General features: G+C 43.3%; 19 protein-coding genes. 10 read left to right on the top strand and 9 right to left on the bottom strand.

The window, feature by feature from the left end; all coding sequences use genetic code 11:
• The first annotated feature begins 598 nt into the window (after positions 1–598).
• The 5 genes from BUA17_RS24730 to BUA17_RS24710 all read left to right on the top strand — a co-directional run bounded on the left by BUA17_RS24730 (position 599) and on the right by BUA17_RS24710 (position 7,347).
• A complete protein-coding gene (locus tag BUA17_RS24730; RefSeq protein ID WP_072735328.1) occupies positions 599–2,446 on the top strand; it encodes an ATP-dependent nuclease in 1,848 nt (615 codons plus the stop codon).
• Between the two features lie 4 nt (positions 2,447–2,450).
• A complete protein-coding gene (locus BUA17_RS24725) occupies positions 2,451–4,427 on the top strand; it encodes a UvrD-helicase domain-containing protein (RefSeq protein ID WP_072735327.1) in 1,977 nt (658 codons plus the stop codon).
• A gap of 18 nt (positions 4,428–4,445) precedes the next feature.
• Positions 4,446–5,924, top strand: coding sequence for a DUF3696 domain-containing protein (locus tag BUA17_RS24720; protein ID WP_072735326.1), 1,479 nt, complete (start codon positions 4,446–4,448; stop codon positions 5,922–5,924).
• 2 nt (positions 5,925–5,926) lie between these two features.
• Positions 5,927–6,772 (top strand): hypothetical protein, encoded by an 846-nt coding sequence (locus BUA17_RS24715; RefSeq protein WP_072735325.1) that lies wholly within the window; start codon positions 5,927–5,929, stop codon positions 6,770–6,772.
• A gap of 293 nt (positions 6,773–7,065) precedes the next feature.
• Positions 7,066–7,347: a DUF6809 family protein gene (locus tag BUA17_RS24710; RefSeq protein ID WP_083584854.1), complete on the top strand. Its 282-nt coding sequence runs from the start codon at positions 7,066–7,068 to the stop codon at positions 7,345–7,347.
• Positions 7,348–7,570: 223 nt separating this feature from the next.
• Here the strand turns inward: BUA17_RS24710 and BUA17_RS24705 are convergent, their stop codons facing one another.
• Both BUA17_RS24705 and BUA17_RS24700 read right to left on the bottom strand, forming a co-directional pair.
• The gene (locus BUA17_RS24705) at positions 7,571–8,926 is read right to left on the bottom strand and encodes a right-handed parallel beta-helix repeat-containing protein (RefSeq protein WP_139295728.1); all 1,356 of its coding nucleotides are present in this window, start codon (positions 8,924–8,926) and stop codon (positions 7,571–7,573) included.
• A 470-nt stretch (positions 8,927–9,396) separates the two neighbouring features.
• Entirely contained in the window at positions 9,397–10,989 is a 1,593-nt protein-coding gene (locus BUA17_RS24700; protein WP_072735324.1) for a catalase, read from the bottom strand.
• A gap of 184 nt (positions 10,990–11,173) precedes the next feature.
• Between BUA17_RS24700 and BUA17_RS24695 the strand changes: the two genes are divergently transcribed.
• Positions 11,174–13,138 carry an ATP-dependent DNA helicase gene (locus BUA17_RS24695; RefSeq protein ID WP_244552221.1) on the top strand — a complete coding sequence of 655 codons (1,965 nt, stop codon included), beginning with the start codon at positions 11,174–11,176 and terminating at the stop codon, positions 13,136–13,138.
• A gap of 140 nt (positions 13,139–13,278) precedes the next feature.
• Here the strand turns inward: BUA17_RS24695 and cysK are convergent, their stop codons facing one another.
• The 4 genes from cysK to BUA17_RS24675 form a co-directional block, all read right to left on the bottom strand.
• Positions 13,279–14,238: a cysteine synthase A gene (gene cysK / locus BUA17_RS24690; protein WP_211754060.1), complete on the bottom strand. Its 960-nt coding sequence runs from the start codon at positions 14,236–14,238 to the stop codon at positions 13,279–13,281.
• Between the two features lie 280 nt (positions 14,239–14,518).
• Positions 14,519–14,905: a YhjD family protein gene (locus BUA17_RS24685; RefSeq protein ID WP_064636668.1), complete on the bottom strand. Its 387-nt coding sequence runs from the start codon at positions 14,903–14,905 to the stop codon at positions 14,519–14,521.
• A gap of 393 nt (positions 14,906–15,298) precedes the next feature.
• Positions 15,299–15,532 (bottom strand): hypothetical protein, encoded by a 234-nt coding sequence (locus tag BUA17_RS24680; RefSeq protein WP_063565650.1) that lies wholly within the window; start codon positions 15,530–15,532, stop codon positions 15,299–15,301.
• The gene (locus BUA17_RS24675) at positions 15,529–16,566 is read right to left on the bottom strand and encodes a nucleotide-binding protein (protein WP_083584853.1); all 1,038 of its coding nucleotides are present in this window, start codon (positions 16,564–16,566) and stop codon (positions 15,529–15,531) included. The genes BUA17_RS24680 and BUA17_RS24675 overlap by 4 nt, the downstream gene beginning before the upstream one ends.
• A 915-nt stretch (positions 16,567–17,481) precedes the next feature.
• Between BUA17_RS24675 and BUA17_RS24665 the strand changes: the two genes are divergently transcribed.
• Positions 17,482–18,204 carry a YitT family protein gene (locus tag BUA17_RS24665; protein WP_063565653.1) on the top strand — a complete coding sequence of 241 codons (723 nt, stop codon included), beginning with the start codon at positions 17,482–17,484 and terminating at the stop codon, positions 18,202–18,204.
• A gap of 190 nt (positions 18,205–18,394) precedes the next feature.
• Here the strand turns inward: BUA17_RS24665 and BUA17_RS24660 are convergent, their stop codons facing one another.
• Positions 18,395–18,868: a DUF2188 domain-containing protein gene (locus BUA17_RS24660; protein ID WP_063565654.1), complete on the bottom strand. Its 474-nt coding sequence runs from the start codon at positions 18,866–18,868 to the stop codon at positions 18,395–18,397.
• 223 nt (positions 18,869–19,091) lie between these two features.
• Here BUA17_RS24660 and BUA17_RS24655 point away from each other — a divergent pair, with 223 nt between their 5' ends.
• Complete coding sequence (locus BUA17_RS24655; RefSeq protein WP_063565655.1) at positions 19,092–19,892, top strand: lipid II flippase Amj family protein; 801 nt, start codon at positions 19,092–19,094, stop codon at positions 19,890–19,892.
• Positions 19,893–20,219: 327 nt separating this feature from the next.
• Here the strand turns inward: BUA17_RS24655 and msrA are convergent, their stop codons facing one another.
• Together msrA and BUA17_RS24645 are read right to left on the bottom strand one after the other, a co-directional pair.
• A complete protein-coding gene (msrA, locus tag BUA17_RS24650; protein WP_063565656.1) occupies positions 20,220–21,182 on the bottom strand; it encodes a peptide-methionine (S)-S-oxide reductase MsrA in 963 nt (320 codons plus the stop codon).
• Positions 21,183–21,310: 128 nt separating this feature from the next.
• A complete protein-coding gene (locus BUA17_RS24645) occupies positions 21,311–21,922 on the bottom strand; it encodes a TVP38/TMEM64 family protein (protein WP_063565657.1) in 612 nt (203 codons plus the stop codon).
• Between the two features lie 200 nt (positions 21,923–22,122).
• Between BUA17_RS24645 and BUA17_RS24640 the strand changes: the two genes are divergently transcribed.
• Positions 22,123–23,061: a Gfo/Idh/MocA family protein gene (locus BUA17_RS24640; protein WP_063565658.1), complete on the top strand. Its 939-nt coding sequence runs from the start codon at positions 22,123–22,125 to the stop codon at positions 23,059–23,061.
• Positions 23,062–23,144: 83 nt separating this feature from the next.
• Positions 23,145–23,459 carry a hypothetical protein gene (locus BUA17_RS24635; protein WP_072735320.1) on the top strand — a complete coding sequence of 105 codons (315 nt, stop codon included), beginning with the start codon at positions 23,145–23,147 and terminating at the stop codon, positions 23,457–23,459.
• The last annotated feature ends 13 nt before the right edge of the window (positions 23,460–23,472 follow it).

Raw genomic sequence — 23,472 nt, 5'->3', positions numbered from 1 at the left:
GGATGAATGAAACCGATATTATTAGCATTACTGCTCGTCGAAGGGAAACTCCAGGAATATACACCTTCAGAGGAGAGCAATGAGTGTAACTAACGCTTGATCTTAATAATTGATTGATAATGTATTCTTGAGTTGTAATGAACAAGCTTTTCCATTAGTGTCGCAGGCTTGTTTATTTTTGTAGTTCTTTCGAAAACGATAACGAAGGTTTCTTTGATATATGAAAGGAGTTAACTTATGACGAATTCAACATTGTCTCGATAATCTGTCTGTTTCAGTCGGGTTTTGCTTTCTCTAATATTATCATCCATTTGATGATTGCATTCATCGGAATTTTATTACAAATTGGTAAGAAAAGGTATTTTTATATTAGCTACTCATCCTTCAACCGCCGTTGATACAAAACAAGAGATAAAATCATTAATACAACCGTCCATGACAAAATAATGAGGAGGATAATGTAGATTTCTTTTGCTTGATCTTACTTATTTTATATAGTTTGTTATTTTCCAGTGTTTTTCTTTAGAAAAAAGGAAAATGACGGAATAAGTCGAATTGATTAATCACTGAAGAAGTGTTTAGTGAGAGGTGGTTTTCAATGTTTCTTTCAGAAGTCAGAATTACAAACTTTCGAAAATTTGGTGAAGGAACCAACGGTGAGCCGGGATTGGTTCTCGTATTAAACAATGGTCTTAATGTTCTTATTGGTGAAAATGATGCTGGAAAATCGACAGTGGTCGATGCAATTAAGTTTGTATTGTTAACCCAAAGTCGAGAGTACTCCAGACTCGAAAAAGAAGATTTTCACAATGACTCTAGTGAATTGAAAATTGAATGCATTTTTAAAGGTTTTTCTGTGAACCAAGCAAAGGATTTCTTAGAGTGGATCACTATTGATTCAAGTAAACAATATAACCTTCGTGTTTTCCTAACTGCCAAAAAGGATGTAAAGGGAAAGATATTAATTGATGATGTGCATGCAGGAAGTGATAGTGAAGGACAAATTATACATAGTAGAGCACGAGATTTACTTAGAACGGTTTATCTTAAACCTTTGAGAGATGCAGAAAATGAACTGGCAGCAAAAAGGAATTCACGATTGTCTCAAATTTTATATGCACATCCCGAGTTTTCTACGGGTGAGGACCATAGATTGGTTGAAATTATTAGAGATGCTAATAAGAAAATCAAGGATTACTTTAACGAGGATGAACTGTCCAATGATGAAAAAAAGATTCTAAAATCTATTAATGTGTATTTGTCTAGATTCTCTGATAATAAAAATTTTTTACGTTCAAATATAGAGATAGCGGCAGTTAACTTGAAAATGATATTAGAAAAGATTGATCTTTTGCTCGTTACTATGAAGTCAGGCCTAGGTTCCCTTAATCAACTTTATATTGCGGCTGAGTTGCTACTTTTACAAATTGAAAAAACTGAGGGAATAAATCTTGCATTAATAGAGGAAATTGAGGCTCACTTACATCCTCAGGCTCAGATAAGGGTAATAGACTATCTTCAAGAATTAAGTGAAAGCAATACTTCTCCGATGCAGATACTTCTGACAACTCATAGTGTCACATTAGTATCAGTTATCAAATTAAATAATTTAATTTTCTTTACTGAAGGGAAAGCTTTTTCTTTAGCTGAAGGTAATACTAAGTTACATAAAGGAGACTATAAATTTTTAGAAAGATTCCTTGACTCCACAAAAGCCAATTTTTTCTTTGCTAAAGGAGTTATAATCGTTGAGGGGGATGCAGAGAACTTATTGCTACCTACATTAGCTGATAAGCTCGGAAAATCTTTTGCAAAGAATGGAGTTTCCGTTGTTAACGTTGGGAGTACTGCATTGCTGAGATATTCAAAAATATTCGCTAGACAAATAGAGCCGATGATGCAATTACCAGTTGCAGTTGTTACCGATTGCGACGAAGCAGTATCAAGAGTTGATAAGGATTCTGGTAATATCATCACTATTCCTGATAGGAAATCCCAAGCTATTAAAGTTGATAAGCAACTTAAGTATAGTGACGGTAATATAAAAGCTTATATTAGTCATGAGTGGACTTTAGAATTCGATATAGCCTGTAGTTGCTTAAAAAAGGAACTATTTGCTTCAATTCTCATGGCAAAGGATTACATTAATCAAGATAAAGCATTAACAGAGGGAAAAGAAGCGAAAGAATACAAAAAGATTAGCGACTATTTAACTGCAGCTGAGACACGGATTAGTGAATGGAGCACTTACGACTCCTTCATGCTAGCTTCAAACATAGTTAGAGATGTAGTGCTAAAGAAAAATATTTCCAAAGCTGTAGTAGCCCAATGCTTTTCCGAAATTTTGAAAGAGCGTAGGTCCACTATGGAGGAATTAGAAACTATCAGGAGAGACATTTATCTAAAGTACTTAGTTGATGCTATAGATTATGTGACAGGAGCTTAGGGTAATGAACATGTTAGCCATAACAGATGAAGACATTGAATACGCTGCTGGAATTCTAAATATATCTAATAGTTTTGATGTTCCGAGATTGAATGTAATAAGATGTATGGAAAGTAGAGATATAGTCGCGTGCCCAGGAAGTGGAAAAACCACGATACTACTTGCTAAGTTATTAATTCTAACACGACATTTACCCCTAAAAAATAATAAAGGAATATGTATTTTAACTCATACCAACATTGCGATTGACGAGATTAAAGAGCGGCTAGGAGACAAAGCTAATGCTTTACTCTCTTATCCAAATTTTGTAGGGACAATTCATTCATTTATTAGCAAATTCTTAGCAAATCCAGCATTTGTTCAGTACCACTCTTCAAGGATTTCAAGGGTCTTTGAACCTGAAGATTATAAATCACGATTAGTGAGGAAATATAAGTCATTGTATCCTCCATTTTCAGGAAGCAAACTGGGTGGTTTTCTTTATGGAAGACTCGAAAAAAAAGTCAAAGATTCAACAGACAAAAATAAAATAGCGAAGGCGAAAGATGATCTATTACGATCTTTAGAGTTGGATTACATCGATAACACCATCAAAAAAAATGCCTTTAACAAAAAGACTACTGTTTTAAAGAATCCAGACTCGGATGCCTATAAAGAATATATTAATCTTATTGATCAACTTCAAAAAGAAGGTATATGTTCTTACAATGAAATTCAAGGACTTGCTTTTAGGTATGTGGAAAATTTTGAAAAAGAACTACAAAGTATTTTCTCCGAACGTTTTTCATTTGTTTTTGTAGACGAAATGCAGGATACTAGCCTACTTCAGCTACAAGTTTTAGAGAAAGTATTCGACACTAAAAAAGTAGTTTTTCAGTGTTTCGGAGATCCACAGCAAACAATTTATGAATCAGATGACAAAGGGTGTGCATGGAAACCTAGAGATCCATTGTTTATAAAAAATAGTAACAGACTGAGTGAGAGTATAGCGAAAGTTGCTGATGTTATAGCGTTAAATCCTTATGGAATGCAGGGTAGGAAACATCAAAATGGAGCTCTAATTTCGCCAGTCATAATTACTTACAAAGGTGATGATGTATCACATGTACTTAAAACTTTTTCTAAGTTAATTAATAGACATAAGCTCAATGAACGAGAGAATGCATTATTTAAAGCCGTAGGTATGGTGAAGGCAAAAAATGAAGGGCTATCTATAACGAGTTATTTTCCCGAATTTCAAAAATTCGAGGTTAGAAGTAAGGTGAATAAAGAGTTTTCGGAACTTCAGAGTTACTTAGTTAAACTTGACAGAGAAGTAATAAAAAAAGAAGGTGTTAAAGCGTATTATAATAGGTTCATTTTAGCAATTTTGAAGTGGTTACGTATAAAAGATATAAGGACTAACGAAGGCGAATTTTTTTCAGGCATATCTTTGTTAAAGTATTTACGTGAAAATGATGAGAGGTTATATAAGACAGTCCATAGATACTTTGCAAGAATAGTGTTATCTATAGAAAATGAGAAATCTGTACTGTTTAGTTTCAAGTACATTATTGCAATCGTTACAAATCGAGTATTCCGCATTGAAGTTGATATTTATAAAGATGAATTTCTGAATGGAACTCCTATCATTAAAACAACAGCCGCTGATGAGGAAAAAGAGAACTCGTTCGAATATGACAACTTAAGAATTGAGATAGAGAGTGTTCATGGAGTTAAAGGGCAAACACATACAGCTACTTTATATATGGAAACTTTTTATTTTTCTAAAACAAACGAAAGCATTATTAAATATTTAATTGGAGAACAACAAAGTTCAGGCATTGAAGAACATGTAGAAAAACATATACGGGTTGCATATGTCGCAATGACCAGACCAACTGATTTACTTTGTATTGTTCTTAATGAATCAGTTTATTTAGAAAATGAGATAGAATTGAAACAAATGGGTTGGGTTCATCATTTAGAGGTCTTAAACTAGGAGTGGGGGAACATTAAATTGAGAATTTCCGTTAGAAATTTTAAAGCTATTGAAAAACTTGATGACTATAATTTAAAACCGTTGACAATTATATCGGGAGCAAATAGTGGAGGTAAAAGTTCGCTAATTCAGCTATTACTAGTGATAAAGCAAACATTAGAAAATAGTTTAACATCGCAAAAGCTTATACTTAATAAGCCATATGTTTCTCTTGGGAAATATAAAGATATTATTTTTGAAGGGAAATCTAAAAATAATTTATATTGGGGATTAAAACTGTTTAATGAAGATATACCTCAGCCAGTGAAAAGCTCGCTTTTTTTTAAACGATTAAACAAAGGCGCAATAAAAAAGCTGGAGATTCAAGTGAAATATGAAAATAATTATTCCAACTTATATATACAAGAATTTTTTGTGGATTGGCAGTTTGAATCAAAGAGCTTTAACTTGTTTTTACATCTAAAACGAGAACGAGGAAACAAATATAGTGTAGTAACTAATAGTCCGCTCTTTTTCAAAGATGAATATATCCAATACTTGAAAGATCCGACACGATCAAATTCTCCGCTTTTCTTTGATAAATTGGGTGGATGGAAAGCTAATATATTATTCAATAAATTTTTTCCATTTGAAAGTATCCCTACCTCTTCAGATGAAGATTCGGACTATACCGATGAGTACTTCTCAAATTTGGCTAATAGCTTTTTGGAAAAAGTAATGTCTAATTATTTTTCGAAAATATCGTATTTAGGCCCTTTGAGGGACGAGCCACGTTCATTTTATACAAATGATGATGATGCAACTTTAAAAATTGGAAATAAAGGCGAATATGCTGCACATATACTAGAACAAAAAGCTTCTAATTTTGTATCATTTCACAAGATAAAATATTATGAAAACGGTACAATAGAGTACTACGATGACAGAGATACTCTTGAAAATGCGGTCAATTATTGGATTTGTACTGTGTTTAAAATGGCAATGAGAATAAAAGTAAATCCTATTCAAAGTGGGATGATGTATCGTATAGAAGTACTTAATGATTTAGGTCAGAAGATTCCGATTAATCATGTTGGCTTTGGTATGAGTCAGATTCTTCCAATTGTTGTTGAGGGACTTGTATCACCATCCAGAAGTACCTTGATTTTAGAGCAACCTGAGATACACTTACACCCTAACGTCCAAAGTTTATTATTAGATTTTATTTACAGTCTGGTTCTATCGGGAAAGAAAGTTATTGTGGAGACACACAGTGATCATCTTATTACAAGACTTAGAAGAAGAATTGCGGAAGGTTCTTCAGATGTAAAAAAAGTGAATTTGACCTTTGTAGAAAACAAAGAATATAAAGTTCTAAAACTTACTGATTCCGGTTCTTTGGAATACTGGCCACAAGACTTCTTTGATCAACTAGACAAAGATATTCGCGCAATTGTTAAAGCACAAAGTAAGAATAAGAATCTAACAATGTTTAGTAACTTTAAGGGTGATAATTAGAAATGAATCATATTACAGTTCTTGATCCTAATATGTTTCTCTGGGAAGAAAATGATGTTGAAATGTACCCTGAGAAATATAATGTTATTTTATTTGAATTAATGGATATTATTGATATATTGGAGTTAAATAATAACAAAATTATTTTTAGAAAAAAATTCCAAGATGAGTTGGAAAATCATTATCCTGCTATAGATGAAAATTCTGATGTAACGAGAGTCATTTATAGGTTTTTGGCGAAAATCCAAGATAGAATTTTAGACTATCCAAATTTTAGTAATACAAATATATACTCTGAACCACTAATTAATAATTATTTACGAAGTGAAGATTTACAGAAAGAAATCAAAGTATTATTAAATGCAATGTACAATTATAGTAAAAATGAAGAAGACGATGAAGAGTTATCATTCGTAACGGTAGGCACTCTTAGAAATGAACCAAACGGGTTACTTAAGATTATTGTTTTAGATGCAGAAAAAGAATTTATTTCAATTGAAAATAGTGAATCCTTAAGAGATTTTTTATCTCGTTCTAAGAGAAAATATGAAATGAATCCAAAACATGAGCCCGAATCTGGTTGGGGTTCTCCTTTTAGAGTTAATAAAGATATAGCAAAAGCTATGTTATTTAATTCCGTAAATAGTGCTAAAGGGAGTTCTCATGCTTTATACTTTTATGACAATGATAGAGAGATTTTTATTGTTTTTCGGCCACATGTGGACAATGTATACCATGCCTATGAAAATGATAATCCTGACGAGATACCTTCAGATATCAGACAATATTTTTTGAAGAAGCATCCAACAAAAAATCTAAGAAAACAAAACAGGGGAAGAAAAATTTGAATGTGGTCACATTTTTGGTCACACTATTTCTTTCTGAGCGATCCAGAAAACTTGAACAAATAAATATAAAATCGAAACATCCTTGTCCTACAAAGTTGTGCACCGTTCACAATTTCTTGTTTTATAATCTAATTTAAAGATTCTATTGTTTTAATAATTTTCGAACATTTATGCTCATGATGACACTTTTGATTTTATAATTACAGGAACAGGAATTTAACTTAGCGCATTTCCCGCTAAATTCCCATCTCACCTCATCCCTTGAGTTACAATCTTTCTGAGGTGACCTTACCATGAAAGATAACATGTCAAACCTGATCGAGGATTTGTTTCACGGAAACCTGCGGTTGGACGAGTCGATTCATCCTGAGCACGCCGAGTATCAGGAGATCAATCGCCGGATATCGGACCTGATGCAGAACTATAAGACACAGCATACGGAGAACGAATATGATGCATTGGAAGAATTGGTAGACTTAATTGGGCAATCAACGTCCATGTACGTGGAAGCAGTGTTTGAGCAAGGTTTCCGCACAGGCGGTAGGCTGATGATCGAGGTTTTGTGCAGAGCATGAGCGCAAACGATTAACCCAACTTATACGCGAGCAGGGCAGATGTAACCTTTTAAAACCAGCTCTAAAATATTCGAAAACATAAGCAACCAGCATTAACTGTTGGTTGCCCGGTCATTCAAAAAACCACAAATCCCCTTATCCATCACCAGCAATCAGGCTGGCATGGAAAGGGGATTTTGTGCCTAATCCTGCACTTATTTACCTACATCTGTCTAACTATAACCTACCTTGCCCCAATATTCGTACCCGATGGTGTACCCGAGCCGATCAGATCACTACCGTTCGCTAGCTTCAGGAAATTACCCAGGACAGGTGTTCCATCCGCACTGCGTGTCACCGAAGGCACGAGGGACACAAAGTCGGCTGCGCTGGCGAGCAGGCCTTTGTCGTTGACGCTTTTTTTGTTTTTCCACCAGACGTTGGTACTGCTGACGTCGGTTCCGCTGGTTTTGTCGCTGGCGCCGCCTTCGAAGGACAGGTTGTTGGTGAAGATATGTGTGCCTACATCAAAGGCAAAGTTGCTTTGCCCGTTGTTCCAGGATGTATTGTTTTTCATCTGAATGGAACCGGGATTGCTGTTATAGGTGAAGCCGTGCTTTTTATTTTGAAAAGCAATGCTGTTCTCCACGATGTGATTCACCGCGATTTTCTCGCCGCCCAGCTTGAAGCCGTTACCGTCGCTATTGGAAGTGGATGTACCATCCGAAGTCTGCCCGTTGTGATGGGAGATGCTGTTGCGGATCGTCACGACGCCAATGGCGCCTGTATCTGTTTTGCTGTACAGATCCCAGCCATCGTCCACATTATAGGCAGCGATACAACCGTCGAACAGGTTGCCCGGGCCAACCGTCAATTTGGCAGCAAAACCGTCGGCATCCTCGCCGTCATCCGGGTCATAGTTATCATGGGAATAGGAGCGAATAATCTCGTTATAGGCAGGCCATTCGCTGTTTGCCGCAGTCGAAGCGTAACGTCCGAGCTGGATGCCAGTATCCCGGTTGTGATGAGCTTCGATCTGTTCCAGACGGTTGTAACTGCCCCCGATAAAGATACCGTTGTCGCCAGCACCCTTTACTTCAAGTCCTTTGACGAGCCAGTAGTCTCCGAACATTTGCAGACCGCGATTGGTGGAGGCGAAGGTTTGGGCCGAGAAATCAAAGACAGGCTTTTCCGACCCGTACGCCACCAGATTTTTGCGCTGTCCCGATGTACCACTATTGCCTCGCTCAATCGTAATCGTTTCCGAGAAGCTGTAGGTGCCGCCGCGCAGATATATTGTTTTACCCGGTGCGATTTGTGTCAGCGCGTTAGCCAGTGACGTAGGACTCGCGAGGGTTCCGGGATTGCTAGCCGATCCGCCAGGAGCGACATATAGATCACCTGTGGCGAGTGCAGTGCTGGAGGCAGCTACAGAATCAGAGGAATTTTGCAGTCCGCTATCGATCAATTCCGCCGCACCAGCGGATCCACCGCCGAGCAATAATAGAGGGAACGCGGCACTTAGGCAGATGTGAGTCATTTTCGATTTCAGCGAACGTTGGGATGATGCATGAACAGAAGTAATAGGGAATAATCTCATTAGGCAAACCTCCTTAGTAATTGGGAAATGAAGTCCTAGAGGACACAGGTTCATGGTAAATGCTGTAAACGTTATCATCAATAATCATTTGATCAGATGGACTCAACCTGCTGACAAGCCTCGTATAACTGGTTGAAAATGGAAGTTCATGTGAGCAGCGCATAATCCTGCGCTCAGTTCATGTCCCTCATTTAACAAGGGATCATCTGAAATGAACGTAGGAAGAGCCCCTTTTCCCGGCAAACGGCATGATCCATACCTCTAATCATCCGAAATCAACTTTAAAAATATTTAAAATAGAAGAGCCTCACGTGATCAGCTCACAGGCTGCTCAGGTTGAAACGCCAAATACCCCCGATAGCAAGCTGCGCAAGCAGTCTTTGCTACCGAGGGTTAATGAACGAGCCCATATGTTTCCTATATAACATGTCCGTTGCCTTTAAAAATGTCTTAACTAAACCAGCCAGTCCTTAATATGGATCTGCTTCATGACTGCGTTTGGCAGCCTGTTCCACTGTGGGCTCATGCTTGGGCTGAACCGTAGCACTGTCATCCGTTGAGACGGACGCCAGTCCTTCCGCTACCCGGCGCCCATAATCAGCATCCGCTTGTGTGAAATGGGAGATCATGCGCTCGCGGATATCCGGTTTGCATGTGGCTAAAGCATCTACCAGATTGCTGATCAGCTCATCCCGCTCCCAATCCTCGAATGCCCGGTACGTATCCCCGGCTTGACCAAAATCATTCGTACGTTCGATCTTCTCACGCACTAGCCTGCCTTCCACCAACGGTTCATGTTCCGGGCCGCGAGGTGTAGCTTCTTTTAACCCACCAAGGGAGGAAGGTTCGTAGTTCACATGCGGATTCTGCCCCGGTGCACGATCCACCTGATATTGCATCTGCCCGCCGCTCTGATTGGTGGCTACCCGCTTTTTCGGTGCATTGACGGGCAGTTGCAGATAGTTGGCCCCCACTCGGTGACGCTGGGTATCCGAGTAGGAGAAGGTGCGGCCTTGCAGCAGTTTGTCATCTGAGAAATCCAGTCCATCCACCAGCACTCCTGTGCCAAACGCTGCTTGTTCCACTTCATTGAAGTAGTCTTCGGGATTGCGGTTTAGCGTCATTTTCCCAACAGGCAAAAATGGAAACTGCTCTGGCGGCCACAGTTTGGTCGGGTCCAGCGGATCAAAATCCAGTTCGGGATGCTCGCCGTCCTCCATAACCTGAACGCACAATTCCCATTCCGGATAATCTCCTTGTTCAATGGCGTGATAGAGGTCGAGCGTGGCATGGTTAAAGTTCTGCCCCTGAATATCGCTGGCGTCCTTCTGGAGAAGGTTGCGTATCCCTTGATTGAGCGGTTCCCAGTGATATTTAATGAGCACGCCTGTGCCTTCCTGATTCACCCATTTGTATGTATTGACGCCCGACCCCTGCATCTGTCGATAGTTGGCCGGAATTCCCCAAGGGGAGAAGAGAAACGTAATCATATGGGTGGCTTCGGGACTAAGGGAAACGAAATCGAAAAACCGTTCCATATCCTGTGCATTGGTCAACGGGTCCGGCTTGAAGGCATGTACCATGTCCGGGAACTTGAGTGGGTCACGAATGAAAAAGATTTTCAGATTGTTGCCCACCAGATCCCAGTTGCCGTCCTCGGTATAGAATTTCACAGCAAATCCGCGCGGGTCCCGAAGCGTCTCCGGTGAATGCCCACCATGAATAACCGTAGAGAAGCGAACGAATACGGGCGTTTCTTTGCCTTTTTCCTGAAACAGACGTGCACGTGTGTATTTCGATACCGGTTCGTCCCCGGCCGTTCCATAAGCCTGGAATACGCCATGAGCGCCAGCGCCGCGGGCATGGACAACCCTTTCCGGTGTACGTTCACGGTCAAAATGAGTGATCTTTTCGAGAAAATGATAATTCTCCAGCGTAGTCGGTCCCCGACTGCCGACGGTTCGAACATTCTGATTGTCCGTGATGGGATGGCCTTGCCGATCCGTTAATGTCTCGGGTGCCTTGTCTGAGGAATGCTCAGGTTGTGAAGACTGATGATTCATGGAGCACCGCCTTTCCTTATGATGGATTCAAATATATATTTTCCCTGCAAAGCGGTTCTATACATCGTTTCCATTAAAAAAAGCTTGTCACCCACCTCATGGCGTGGGATAATTAACTTTTGCCCTATGGACGGTTTTTAGATAAAAATGCACCACTTATAGAAGAATGGAGGCTGACTTAGGATTGTCTACACAACGTTATCCTTTTGCATATGATCCGGCTGAACCTTTTGTATCCCGTCTCGGGGAATGGGTTGCCGATGTTTTTTACGATATTTTGCCTGAGTCTGGCTTCGAGGTACGGGATGAACAGATTTTTATGGCGTACCAGCTCGAACGGGCCTATGGAGATAAAAAGACCATTATGGCTGAGGCTGGTGTGGGGACAGGCAAGACACTAGTCTATCTGCTCTACGCGGTCTGTTATGCACGTTATACGGGTAAACCGGCGGTGATTGCCTGTGCTGATGAGTCCTTGATTGAACAGCTTGTGAAGCCCGGCGGAGATATTGCGAAGCTGGCTGCACATCTGGACTTGGAAGTGGATGCACGTCTGGGAAAATCACCTGACCAATACGTCTGTCTGAATAAATTAAGTGCGATGAGATTTGCGGACGAGGATGCGCAGGTGATCGAAGAGGTGCATGAGAGCCTTCCGGATTTTGTGAATACGCCGGGTACGCTTCAGGCCTTCCATCCGTATGGTGACCGTAAACAGTATCCACATCTGAATGATCGCCAGTGGAATAAAATTAACTGGGACCCGTTCCAGGATTGCTTCGTTTGTCCCAAACGTCAACGCTGTGGTCTGACGTTATCACGTGACCACTACCGCCGTTCCAAGGACATCATCATCTGTTCCCATGATTACTATATGGAGCATGTGTGGACCTATGAAGCGCGCAAACGCGAGGGACAATTGCCATTGCTGCCTGATCACAGCTCGGTTGTATTTGATGAAGGACATTTGCTGGAAGAAGCGGCCCTGAACGCACTGAGCTACAAATTGAAACACCGCATCTTCGAGGAACTCGTCACTCGCCTGCTTGAAGGTGAGATTCGTGAATCCCTCGCCGAGCGTGTGGATGAAGCGATAGAGAGCAGTGAGCGACTGTTCGCGTTGCTGGATACGTATACGGTAGCCATTCCCGGATCGGAACGGAAAGAAGTGCGGGTAGAACCGCCGTTGCTGCGGGAGATTGAACGACTGACCAGCGTATTGGATGCGATCGGCGAAGAATTGGTATTTGAGAGCGGATTGTTCTCGCTGGACGGCTATCAGATGCGTGTAGTGGAAGAACATCTGGACATGATTCAGTCTGCCCTTGCGTTGTTCCGTAAGGAAGATGGGTACATCTGCTGGGCTGAACAGAGCGATGACGAGACAACCTTATCGATCATGCCGCGTACCGTGAAGGAAATTCTGAACGAGCGTGTGTTCAACACAGGCATTCCGATTGTCTTCTCATCCGCAACGTTATCTGTGGATAATTCATTCCGTTATGTGGCAGACAGTCTGGGGATTGATGATTTTGTATCGTTCTCCGTGGCTTCTCCATATGACTATGCGGACAAAATGCAGATGAAGATTACAGATGAAACCGTACCTGGTCACCCGGAAAATGAAAATCGGTTGCGTGACGCCGTAACGTTGCTTCAGGAGAGTGGGGGTCGTGCCCTGATTCTGTTCCGTACGATGGAAGAGCTGCGTGCATTCAAGCAGGACATTGTTCATGTCCCTGAGGCTCAAGGGTTACGCTTTATGTATGAGGGAGATCGGGAGATTAGTGACCTGATTGCCGCTTTCCAGGAGGATGAGGAGAGTGTACTGTGCTCCGTCAATCTGTGGGAAGGTCTGGACGTTCCAGGACCGTCATTATCCAATGTCATGATCTGGTCGCTCCCGTATCCACCACAGGACCCTGTATTTAATGCAAAACGCACAGCGTCTGCTGCACCTTATGAAGAGATCGATCTTCCATACATGTTGCTGCGCGTGAAGCAAGGTCTGGGACGTTTGATTCGGACCAGCAGTGATTCAGGTACCGCCGCGATTCTCGATGAATCGTTGTACAGCAAAAAGGAAGCCAAAGACCGCATTGCGGCTCTGCTTCCCGAAGGTGTAGAATGGACAACCCTGACTCACTAGTTCACATTTATATTTAGAATATTTAACTTAACTGGCTCCTTTCCAGAATAAGTACTTGTACGCTACGGATTCAACGTCCGGCTGTGATCAAGCGCTCATTTTGGAGGGGAGTCTTTAACTTGTGTAAGAGTTTTTCTTTGTTAAAAAATACCCATGCTCAAATACCGTTCCCCGGTATCGGGCGCAATGCAGAGCACTCGGTGACCCGGCCCCAGTTCCCGCGCGATGCGCAGGGAGGCCCACACCGAAGCGCCAGAGGAAGGGCCGAGCAGCAGCCCTTCCCGGGCAGCAAGCTGCCGCATCGTATCCAGTGCATCTTCATCGGACACCTGGATAATGGCATCCCACACGTCGGTATTCAGAATGTCCGGAATAAACCCCGGACTTGTACCGACGAGCTTGTGGGGTCCGGGCTCGCCCCCGGACAGCACAGGTGAACCTTTCGGCTCTACCGCATAGATGCGAATGTCCGGCAGCTGCTTGCGCAGTTCTTCTCCCGTTCCGGTAATTGTACCGCCAGTTCCCGCTGTGGCAATGAAGGCGTCCAGCTTGCCTTCCATCTGCTGCAAAATTTCGGGAGCCGTGGTGATCCGGTGGATGTTCGGGTTCGCCTGGTTCTCGAATTGCTGGGGAATGAAACTTCCTGGAATGTCGGCCTGCAGTTCTTTGGCCTTACGAATCGCACCAGGCATTCGTTCCGCAGCAGGGGTAAGTACGACATCTGCACCATAGGCTTTCAGGATATTGATGCGTTCCTTGGACATGTTGTCCGGCATGATCAGAATGGCCTTATATCCCTTGGCAGCAGCATTCATCGCCAGACCGATGCCGGTATTGCCGCTGGTTGGTTCGATAATGGTTGCGCCGGGAAGCAGCAGCCCTGCCCGTTCAGCCTGAACGATCAGGTTATAAGCGGCACGGTCTTTGACGCTGCCGCTGGGGTTGAAATATTCCAGCTTGACGTATACGTCAGCGGAATCGCTACCTATAAGTCTGTTCAGTTTAACGGCAGGTGTCTGGCCGATCAGTTCGGTAACATCTGCGGCAATGCCTGTATGTGCGGGTTTTTGATTTTTAATTAAATGCGAATTCAAGTCCATGAAGTACAACTCCTTGATTGATAAGACGTTGAAAGCAATTCCAATGAACAAGTCTGTCCGCCGTTAATGGCAGGCAGGCTTGTTGCTTATAGGAATCCATTTTCATTACAAGTCTGAACGGAATGTACAGACAAGTCTATTCCATCTTAATGAACGCAGCCTTCCGGGGTCAACCTGTTTCGATTAGGCAGAAGGGTGAGGATTCTGAGGAGTAAGCGAACTAAGTGGACTAAGAATTGTGAATTCAAACGATGACGGGTACATTAAGCAGATGAATCAGCTATAACGGCTGGGTCAAGTCCATATCCAAATGCCGACTAAGCTCTTTTTTGACTTCATTCCGTGCGAACGTCCATAGCATATAGAATCGCTGCAAATATCCTCTGCACAGATACTGGGTTTCGATTCCATCAACTTGCCGTTTCTCCTCCAGAACCTTAACGCCACGAGTTCTCATCTGTTTGCGAAGCGTCAGCATTTCCTTAAGTACATCATTTTGAATGCGGGTTAGAGACAGAATGTACACCTCTGGCATTTTGAGCTGCAACGTATCCAGTGTGCGAATATCCCGTTCAAGCACATCCAGCAGCAGGGTGCGTACAACCATGCTTTTAATCAATCGGTGGTCTTCATCCGCAGGGGATGGGGCGGAAGGGGATGATGACATACTTTCACTTCCTTAACCTTGAATTCGGATATGTTCTTATTTACAGAACGTATGTTCTTATATTATAATCAATATATGCAATGATGATACATAATACAACCGAGAAATATTGGAAGTAGTCCGTATACGATTGATGTTGAGGTTGTAGGCGGTGAAATAGGGACAGGCCATCTCCAAAATAAGGTATAATATTTGGGTTTTGCAGGAAACCTAAGGGCATAAGAAAACGACTTAATGCATCAGAGGAAGAGATGAAGAGCTTTTGGTTCGTTGATTGGGGAAGGTTATGAAGAATTGCCAAAGTGTTGCAACAAAAAAGCCCCTGCCTTGGGCGGCGGGGCCAGAGATGATCTGCCGAACCAGACGGCAGAGTTGTATATGAGCATAAAGCGGTTAAGCCAGATACTGAGGCTTCTCATAAAGAGCCTCTTTTTCCAGAATCACTTTGTAAGGTCTTTCTTTACCCTTCAGCGAAGGGCCAATGGTAGTCAGCGGTACGGCCGGTTTGTGGAAACGATCTTCTTCCTTGGGTTCCGGAACCGGTCGTGATGATTCGGGCGCAGAACTGAGGCGTACCTTTTTGTCGCTGCCCCAGCGCTTGCTTATTTTTTTCGTTTCCGGTTTCATTCCGGTTCGCCTCCTAACAAATCGTTGATGGCGTTGAACAGATGACGGTTCTCCAAATCCATCTGCTGAAATATCGCCTCATCCGCTTCAATATGTCCAATAATATGGACTGTGATTACATACCTCTTGGCTACAGGATAGCATAGCAGATACTCTTTCTCAAGATAATCGTCATAGAGGTTGATCTTGATCTTGTTCTCCCGGTAAGAATCAATAACCAGAATTCGCTTCGGATCATCAGGTTGTTTGTCGTCGTTGGCGGACAAGTTATATTTTCTCCCCGGTTCCCCAACGTTACCACATAATTGTTCAATATGACCACTGTCATCTGTACGGTATATGGCAGTCCCACGCACGGCAAATGGAGGAAGGGATACAAATGCACTTCGAAGTGCATCGCTCATTCGCTCCAACATAACCGAATCTGCTTTGCGGGTACGCAGTAACTCCCTGAAGAATCGCAGCAGCTTGAGCAACTGTAATCGGGCTTCACCCTCAGACCTTTTGTGCTTCTCGATAATTTTTTCCACTTCGGGATCACTCCATCGCCCCTGTTCTTCGATGCTGTCGGCGATTTTGGAACAGGCCACCGAGACGGCTGGCGCCCATTTCCCGTCTGAACGAATTTCATAAACCAGTGGATTTAACCCCAGCAGATCTGTGGGCATACGTAAACCTTCGATCTTGCTGGCGTCTTTGATGTCAGTAATATCCTCTGGAAGAATGAAAAAAATACGCTTTCGCCCCAGACGACCCATAAACAAACCCATTTCCAGCATTGTATTATCACGGACAGATGCATAGTACTTCCCACGAATTTTCGATATATCATCCGGATGAAAAATAAAAATGGCAAAGTCTGTTGTACGCACTTCTGCTTCCAAATCGTCCATGGTATAGCTGCTTGGATTAAAAACTCCGGAGTACCAAGGGGTAACTTCGGCCGAGAAACGCAAGTTTTCGTGTACTGCGGCTGCAATCGGCTTCGCTTCCAGCGAGCAGCCAATAAAGACTCTTGGCTTTAACGTTTTCATAATCCGCCTCGCTTAAACGGTAGTGGGGATTCAATTGTTATATTATACCATAAACAGCAGAGTAAGTCTGGAAACGTTTAACTGGACCCAAGATAAGCCGATTACATTTGCTATAGTGTATGTGCAAGAGGGAAATGATTCCTTTAAAATCCGCGGAAAAATAAAAAATGGACCCAAATTGTCACAGTTGGGTGACTGGACAGTTATATTTGGAAGCTTCAGTCATAGAATGAAGGAGCAGGTAGCACCATTAGGTAGAGAAGCTTGTCCTGGTGTGGCTGTTTGGCGGCTCAAGCAGGCAAGAGTGTGCTTTTTGCTCATATTTGAAGGGTCTGCTGTTTCGACCCAATCACATCGGTGTTATATAATAGAAGAACAAGCAAGTTAGCTTAGATTTTTAAACTGAATTGAACGTTACATGTGTCTATAGAAGGCGAACTAAATTTTTACACGAGAACGTAGAGTGCAGAACCCGTCTGAAGAAACGAAGTGTTCGCCTTTATCACAGGATTTTTCCCTTAGGAAAAGGGAATCAAAAAATCCGGGGATAACAGCGATCGAAAGAGGGTACTGCAATCGAAGTGGTTAAGTGTAAAGTTTATATGGTCTTATGCATGGTGTAATATTCATCAGTTTAATTAGCACAGCTAACCACCAACAGATAGAAAGGATCAGGATACCATGAGTTCCCGAAGGATAATTTCCCCAAGGACGATCTGGAAACGTTACGATCTCTCTTATACTTAGCGCCCCTTGTAGAGTACACCACCGTAAAGAAAAAAACGGCTGACTCTGCGAAAGAGGGGATTGGAATGAATAATATTCGAAGGACAAATACGATGATTTCTTCCAGGCTTGCCTTTTGCAGGGTACGGTCGGTGCAAACCAACCTTTACAAACTGCGAGGGAACCTGAATGAAGAGAACATCGTTAACCTTACAACAAGTTAAGACAGAGGCGGTAAAGTTCGCCATTATGCTGCTCGGAACATTTATTTTGGCATTTGCCTACTATCACATTAATTTTCAGAATCATTTATCGGAGGGCGGATTTGTCGGTCTGGCCCTGCTTGGAAAGTACGCGACAGGCTTATCACCTGCTATTGGCATGCTGCTGCTGGATATTCCAGTCATGATTCTGGCCTGGTTCCTCAAGGGCTGGAAGTTCATGATTCAGGCGCTGCTGGGTGTGGCCGCATTCTCATTGTTCTATGACGGGTTTGAGCGGTACTCCACCCTGGTTATTCCGTTTCACGGTAATTTGTGGATTCCGGCAGTCTTGTCCGGTGTTATCACCGGCGTGGGTGCTGGTATGGTGCTTCGATTCGGAGGAGCAACAGGTGGAGACGACATTCTGGCGGTGCTCATTAGCCGTTGGAAGGGCTGGAAGCTGGGAACGGTTTTCTTTGTCAGCGATGCGTTTGTACTCGGATTGTCGCTTTTCTTTCTACCGGTAAAAGAAACTTTATATACCATTCTGGCCGTATGGATTGCCAGTAAAGTGATTACGTATATGGTCAGTTTCCCGGCTCGCCGGACGGTTACGACCTCAGCTGTGAAGCTGCCCGTGTCGACTGCTGCCAAAGTAGTCAGCGGTGCTTCACAACGAGCTCCTGTGGCTAGAGGGGTTTCGCATTAAACGTAACGGCCACCCTATTCGAAATGAATGTTGTTCAAGTAAGGTGGGCTTGCCTCATACCAAACACAAAGCCCTTTTGCATGCTTGATGGGAATCATTCCATTAGCGGCGAAAGGGCTTTTTTGCTTGCCTTCAGTAAAAAAATTAAAAGTAATACATTCACGATATTTCTATTTTAGAACAGATTCACTCAAGGCTTGATGGAAGAGGCAATTTGCCCATCTTCATTATGGATAATAGCCCGAATGTTTTGTTTTTCACTCTTTTCTTTGGCAGCATCCACAGCTTCGGCTTTGGTTCGGAACGTAGCCAGAGATTTGGATTGACCTTCTTCCTTGATGGCCCAGCCAGAGTCGGTAGGAACGACATGAATATTATCATGGCTTTTGGAAGAAGAGACAGGTTCGGAATGACGGCGTGGAGATGAAGATTTTCCATGCTCCGATTTGCTGTCTGATGAAGTATGTTTTGTAGCCTGCTTCGAATGCTTCGATGTGGGATGATTCTCATCCCATTCTTCCGCTTTGGCAGTCGCGATTGCAATGGAGCGTCCTTCCTCATAACCGTCATCCAGCAATGCATTGGCAATCTCAATGGCCTTATGTCTGACACGAGGCTCCAGATTTTTCATGGAAACGGGATAATCCTGTTTGTTCCACGGCATATTGATTCCCTCCTGTACAATATAAGTTATTTGTATATTACCCTGCACCCGGATGAATAAACGATTATTGTGGAGAACTTCGAAGCGTTTGCTGTATTTTTGTGCATTCTACTGTTCAACTTCTTAGTGCTTTTCTATACTTTTATGTGGATGAGGAGTATAATGCTTCCATACTTGAAATTACAATAGAAGCACATTAGGAAAAAGATAAGGAGATTTACATATGTTTAGTTTGAGCCTGGCCATTCCTATGTTATTTACCATGCTTATTCATGCGGCTGACAGCCTGTCCTATGCACTGCGCCTTGGGGGATTACGCACTCGGCGAATAGCGCTGGCCTTGTCCCTGTCCGGAATTTTGTTGCTGGTGTCGCGTACCTCCAATATGGCCCAAGGGCCGATGGTAGGCAATCTGGTGGATACTGCGGCGAGTGGAGGGAACCCACACTTTGCAGCGCAACTGCACTGGCTGATGGGTGCGGCTACGATAGGAACGGCCTTGGCTATTCTAAGTTTTCCAACGATGGTCAAGCTCGCTTCCCGAATGGTCGTTCATTTTGAGGCGGCAGGATCGATTCCTTCCATGGTTCGAGGACTGATGAAACGCAGCAAGCTCAAAAACGCGATGTATTATATTACCCCGCCATCATGGAAAATGGCAAAACTATTGGTACAAAACGGAATGCCCAGACGTCTAATGACGTTGAACATAGCGGTGACAGCAATCTATACGACTGGGGTCCTGTCCAGTCTGTACGCTGCGTATCTTTATCCGGGTCAGGCTGTAGCTGCTTCGCAATCCACCGGACTCATTAATGGAGTAGCGACCATTTTGTTAACCATCCTGATTGATCCTCGTATTTCGTTGCTCAGCGACAAATCTCTGCGTGGTGAAATTCGGCTGGATCGAATGAATCAGATCTATGGCTGTATGCTTGTATCCCGTTTATTTGGTACATTGTTGGCGCAGTTGTTATTGATTCCATTTGCTTACTGGATCGGCTGGATTGTGAGTATGATGTAAGCCAATTTCAATCTATATACAAAAAAAGCAAACTAAAAAGGGGGCTTCCCATATGTCATAAAGATGACGGGAAGCCCCTTTTAGTCTTAATTAATGTCTAACGAACTGAGCACAAGTTAATACTCCAATTCCCTCAAGTCTGTGGTTTAACGAATCGTAGAGGCATTATTTGATCGCTTTACATGTGCTGCCTCAGGCTTTTTCGTAGATTTCAACCGAATAACGTGACTGAAGCTCGTTAAAATTAGTATTGCACGTTAATTGTCATCTTAAGGTGCGTTCGATTCGCTAGCGCTTCATTATTTCCGTACTTCAATGAATCATAACTTAATTAAACAGTACGGCGTATTCGGCATATCCTTCTTTTTCTAGGTCTTCTTTGGGTACAAAACGAAGGGCTGCGGAATTGATGCAATAACGCATTCCACCAGCTTCGGCAGGGCCGTCATTGAACAGGTGACCCAAATGGGAATCCCCTTCACGACTTCTCACTTCGGTACGAATCATGAAATGGCTGAGATCCGTTTTTTCCTTCACATTGTAGTCCCGCAGTGGACGGGTGAAACTTGGCCAGCCGCAGCCGGAATCGTATTTGTCGGTGGAACTGAACAGTGGCTCACCGGATACGATGTCCACGTAAATTCCGTCACCATGGTGGTCCCAGAACTCGTTATGAAATGCTGGTTCGGTTGCGTTGTTCTGGGTAACTTCGAACTGCAGCGGCGTCAGACGCTCTTTCAGGCCGTCTTTATCCACTTTGCCGGACCAGTTGCTTTCGATAAAGTCTTCACGTCCAGAACCTTTACGGTACCGTTTGTAGTGCGCAGGATTTTTGTGATGGTACCCTTGGTGATGCTCCTCTGCTTCATAGAACGTTTTCGCTGGCAAAATCGGTGTGAAAATTGGTTTGTCAAAACGTCCGCTTTGTGCCAAAGCTGCTTTGGAAGCTTCTGCGATCTGGCGTTGTTCTTCACTGTGATAGAAGATGGCCGTCTGATAAGATGATCCACGGTCATGGAATTGTCCACCCGTATCCGTTGGGTCGATCTGTTGCCAGAACAATTCAACGAGCTTCTCATATGGGAAGATGGCCGGGTCGAATGTAATTTGAACGGCCTCTACGTGACCAGTCGTTTCCGAGCAGACCTCCTCATATGTGGGGTTCTCCGTATGTCCTCCTGTATAACCCGATACAATCTTATGAATGCCGGGTAGTTCCTCGAAGGGGGATACCATACACCAGAAGCACCCGCCTGCAAAAGTTGCTTTTTCACTAGTATGTTGTTCCATGCTATAGTCACTCCATTTCTGATGAAGAATGATATTTTGGCTTACTCTTCTATTATATCCCGAATTGGCAAGCCAACCAAGCAGGATCGTAAAGAGGATGAGTCTGAAATGTTTCTGACTGTTCCCACTTAGGCTTTTTTACGAGAGCGTAAGCGAAACAAGAGCAATATTATCGTCATGAACACCAGATAACCGGCAAGGATTAGCAGGCTCACCCAGATTGATGTTTCTGCTTGTGCACCTGCATAGGCAAAAACAAAAATCGCAGGCAGTTTGCCAATTGCCGTCGCAACCATGAAGACCCAGAATGGGGTATAGGTAATGCCCGCGTAGATATTAACCGCCATTTGGGGCACGATGGGCAGCAGTCGCATAGACACGATACCCATGAAGGGATGAGCCTCCATCCATGTTGTAAATCGATTCAAACCCCGAATGCGTTCGAGATAGGATCTGGCCTGATTTCGGAATATCGTCCTCGCTCCGGTGTATACCAGCAGTGCAGCAAATGTGGTCCCAAGCCAGCATATCCAGGCTGCTGTTGCAGTACCGTAACTATAGCCAAAGGCAATAATGACGATCTTGTACGGAATTACGGGTACAAGAGCAAACAATGTCGCCATGGCTAGTAAAAGTGGAATGGACTGATGCAGATCGGTCCAGGCCAGCAGTTCATATCTGTAAATAAACGTGACTCCGGCAAGTAAAACATATAAGAGGAGCCATAACCATTTTCGCAAAATCCCAAACGCTCCTTTCAGACCAGGAAGGTCTTACTGTATCCCAATCCGTATTGCTTTCTCTCTAAAGTTTACCACGTTCAACCAAAGGATGGACAATTCATGGCGGTTCTAGCTGCAATCACTGGCATGTTGCTGCCTGAAGGGTTACACTATAGGACGTAGAAATATAGAACTCATCTGAAGGTGGAATGATCATAATGGAAACAACCAAGCGAACCCGTGCTGCGATCATCGGACTCGGGGACATTGCACGTAAAGTATATTTGCCGCTGTTGACTGCCCACTCGGACGTGGAAATTGCGGGGATTATGAACCGTTCTCCCGAGCCGGTGAAGGAAATACAGCATACCTATAGATTGAACAATGGAACAACGGATATGAAAGAATTGTTGTCCTGGGATCTGGATGCGGTGTTTGTACATACAGCGACAGAAACTCATTTTGACATTGTCATGCAATGTTTGGAGCGGGGGCTGGCAGTATACGTGGACAAACCGCTGTCCTATACGTTACGGGAGTCGGAAGAAATGACCGCATTTGCGGAAGCACAGGGTCTTCTTTTGGCGGTAGGTTTTAACCGGAGATTTGCACCTTTGTATCAAAACGCGAAGGAATGGATGCAGGCTGGACAAGGCTTTGAATCGCTGACAGTTACTAAACATCGTACAGGCATTCAGGATCGTCCCGCTGCGGAAACTATCTATGATGATCTGATTCATATTCTTGACCTGATGTTATGGTATTCAGATCACAATGTGCAGCTGCTCCATCAGTGGATACGTAAAAATGACTTGGACCGCCTGCTGCACGCCGCAGGATCAGCCAAGTTGGGTAGAACGGCATATGGCAGATTCGATATGATACGCCAAGCAGGAGCGGATCTGGAGAAGCTTGAGCTGTATGGCGGGGGAAGATCGGTAGAAGTGCTGAACATGGAAATAGCGAAGTATGAGGAACGCGGTGCACAGGAACGCAAGGAAACCTTTGGCAGCTGGGAAAGTATTTTGACCCGAAGAGGATTTACGGGAGCGATTGATCAATTTTTGGCAAATCTTGAAACCCCGGATGACTGTGCCATCAGTGCAAGTCACGTTATGGACAGTCATGACCTGGCTGAACAGCTTATCCGTGGTTAATCTTGCAGAAGGTCGTGCGGGAGTATAAATGAAGCCTTCCGCACCAATGATTCATTAAACGATAATGGAGGAAGAATAACACCATGGATGAATATGAAAAAGAACGCAACAAACAGATTGAGGAAGCTGTAATTGAGACGTATAAACAGGAAGAGGAAATGATGATTCTTGTATTTGCCCAGTGGTGTGTCAATCAGGGACTGGATCCGGAAGAGATGTACCGGCAAGCCTACCCAGAACAACTGAGCAACGAGCGTTTGCAGCAGGTGCTGAAGCTAGTTGTATCCAAGGAGGAAGCCGGTGACATTCCGGACGACACCGTATTGAGCGTGCTATCCATGTTTGGCAATGAAGATCTGGCTATGGTTGTATCCGAGGCGATTGCCGCGCGCAAATAAGTTTCGGTTACGG

Source organism: Paenibacillus sp. ov031 (assembly GCF_900143165.1).
Lineage (GTDB): Bacteria > Bacillota > Bacilli > Paenibacillales > Paenibacillaceae > Paenibacillus > Paenibacillus marchantiae.
This window is presented reverse-complemented; position numbering and strand designations above follow the sequence as displayed.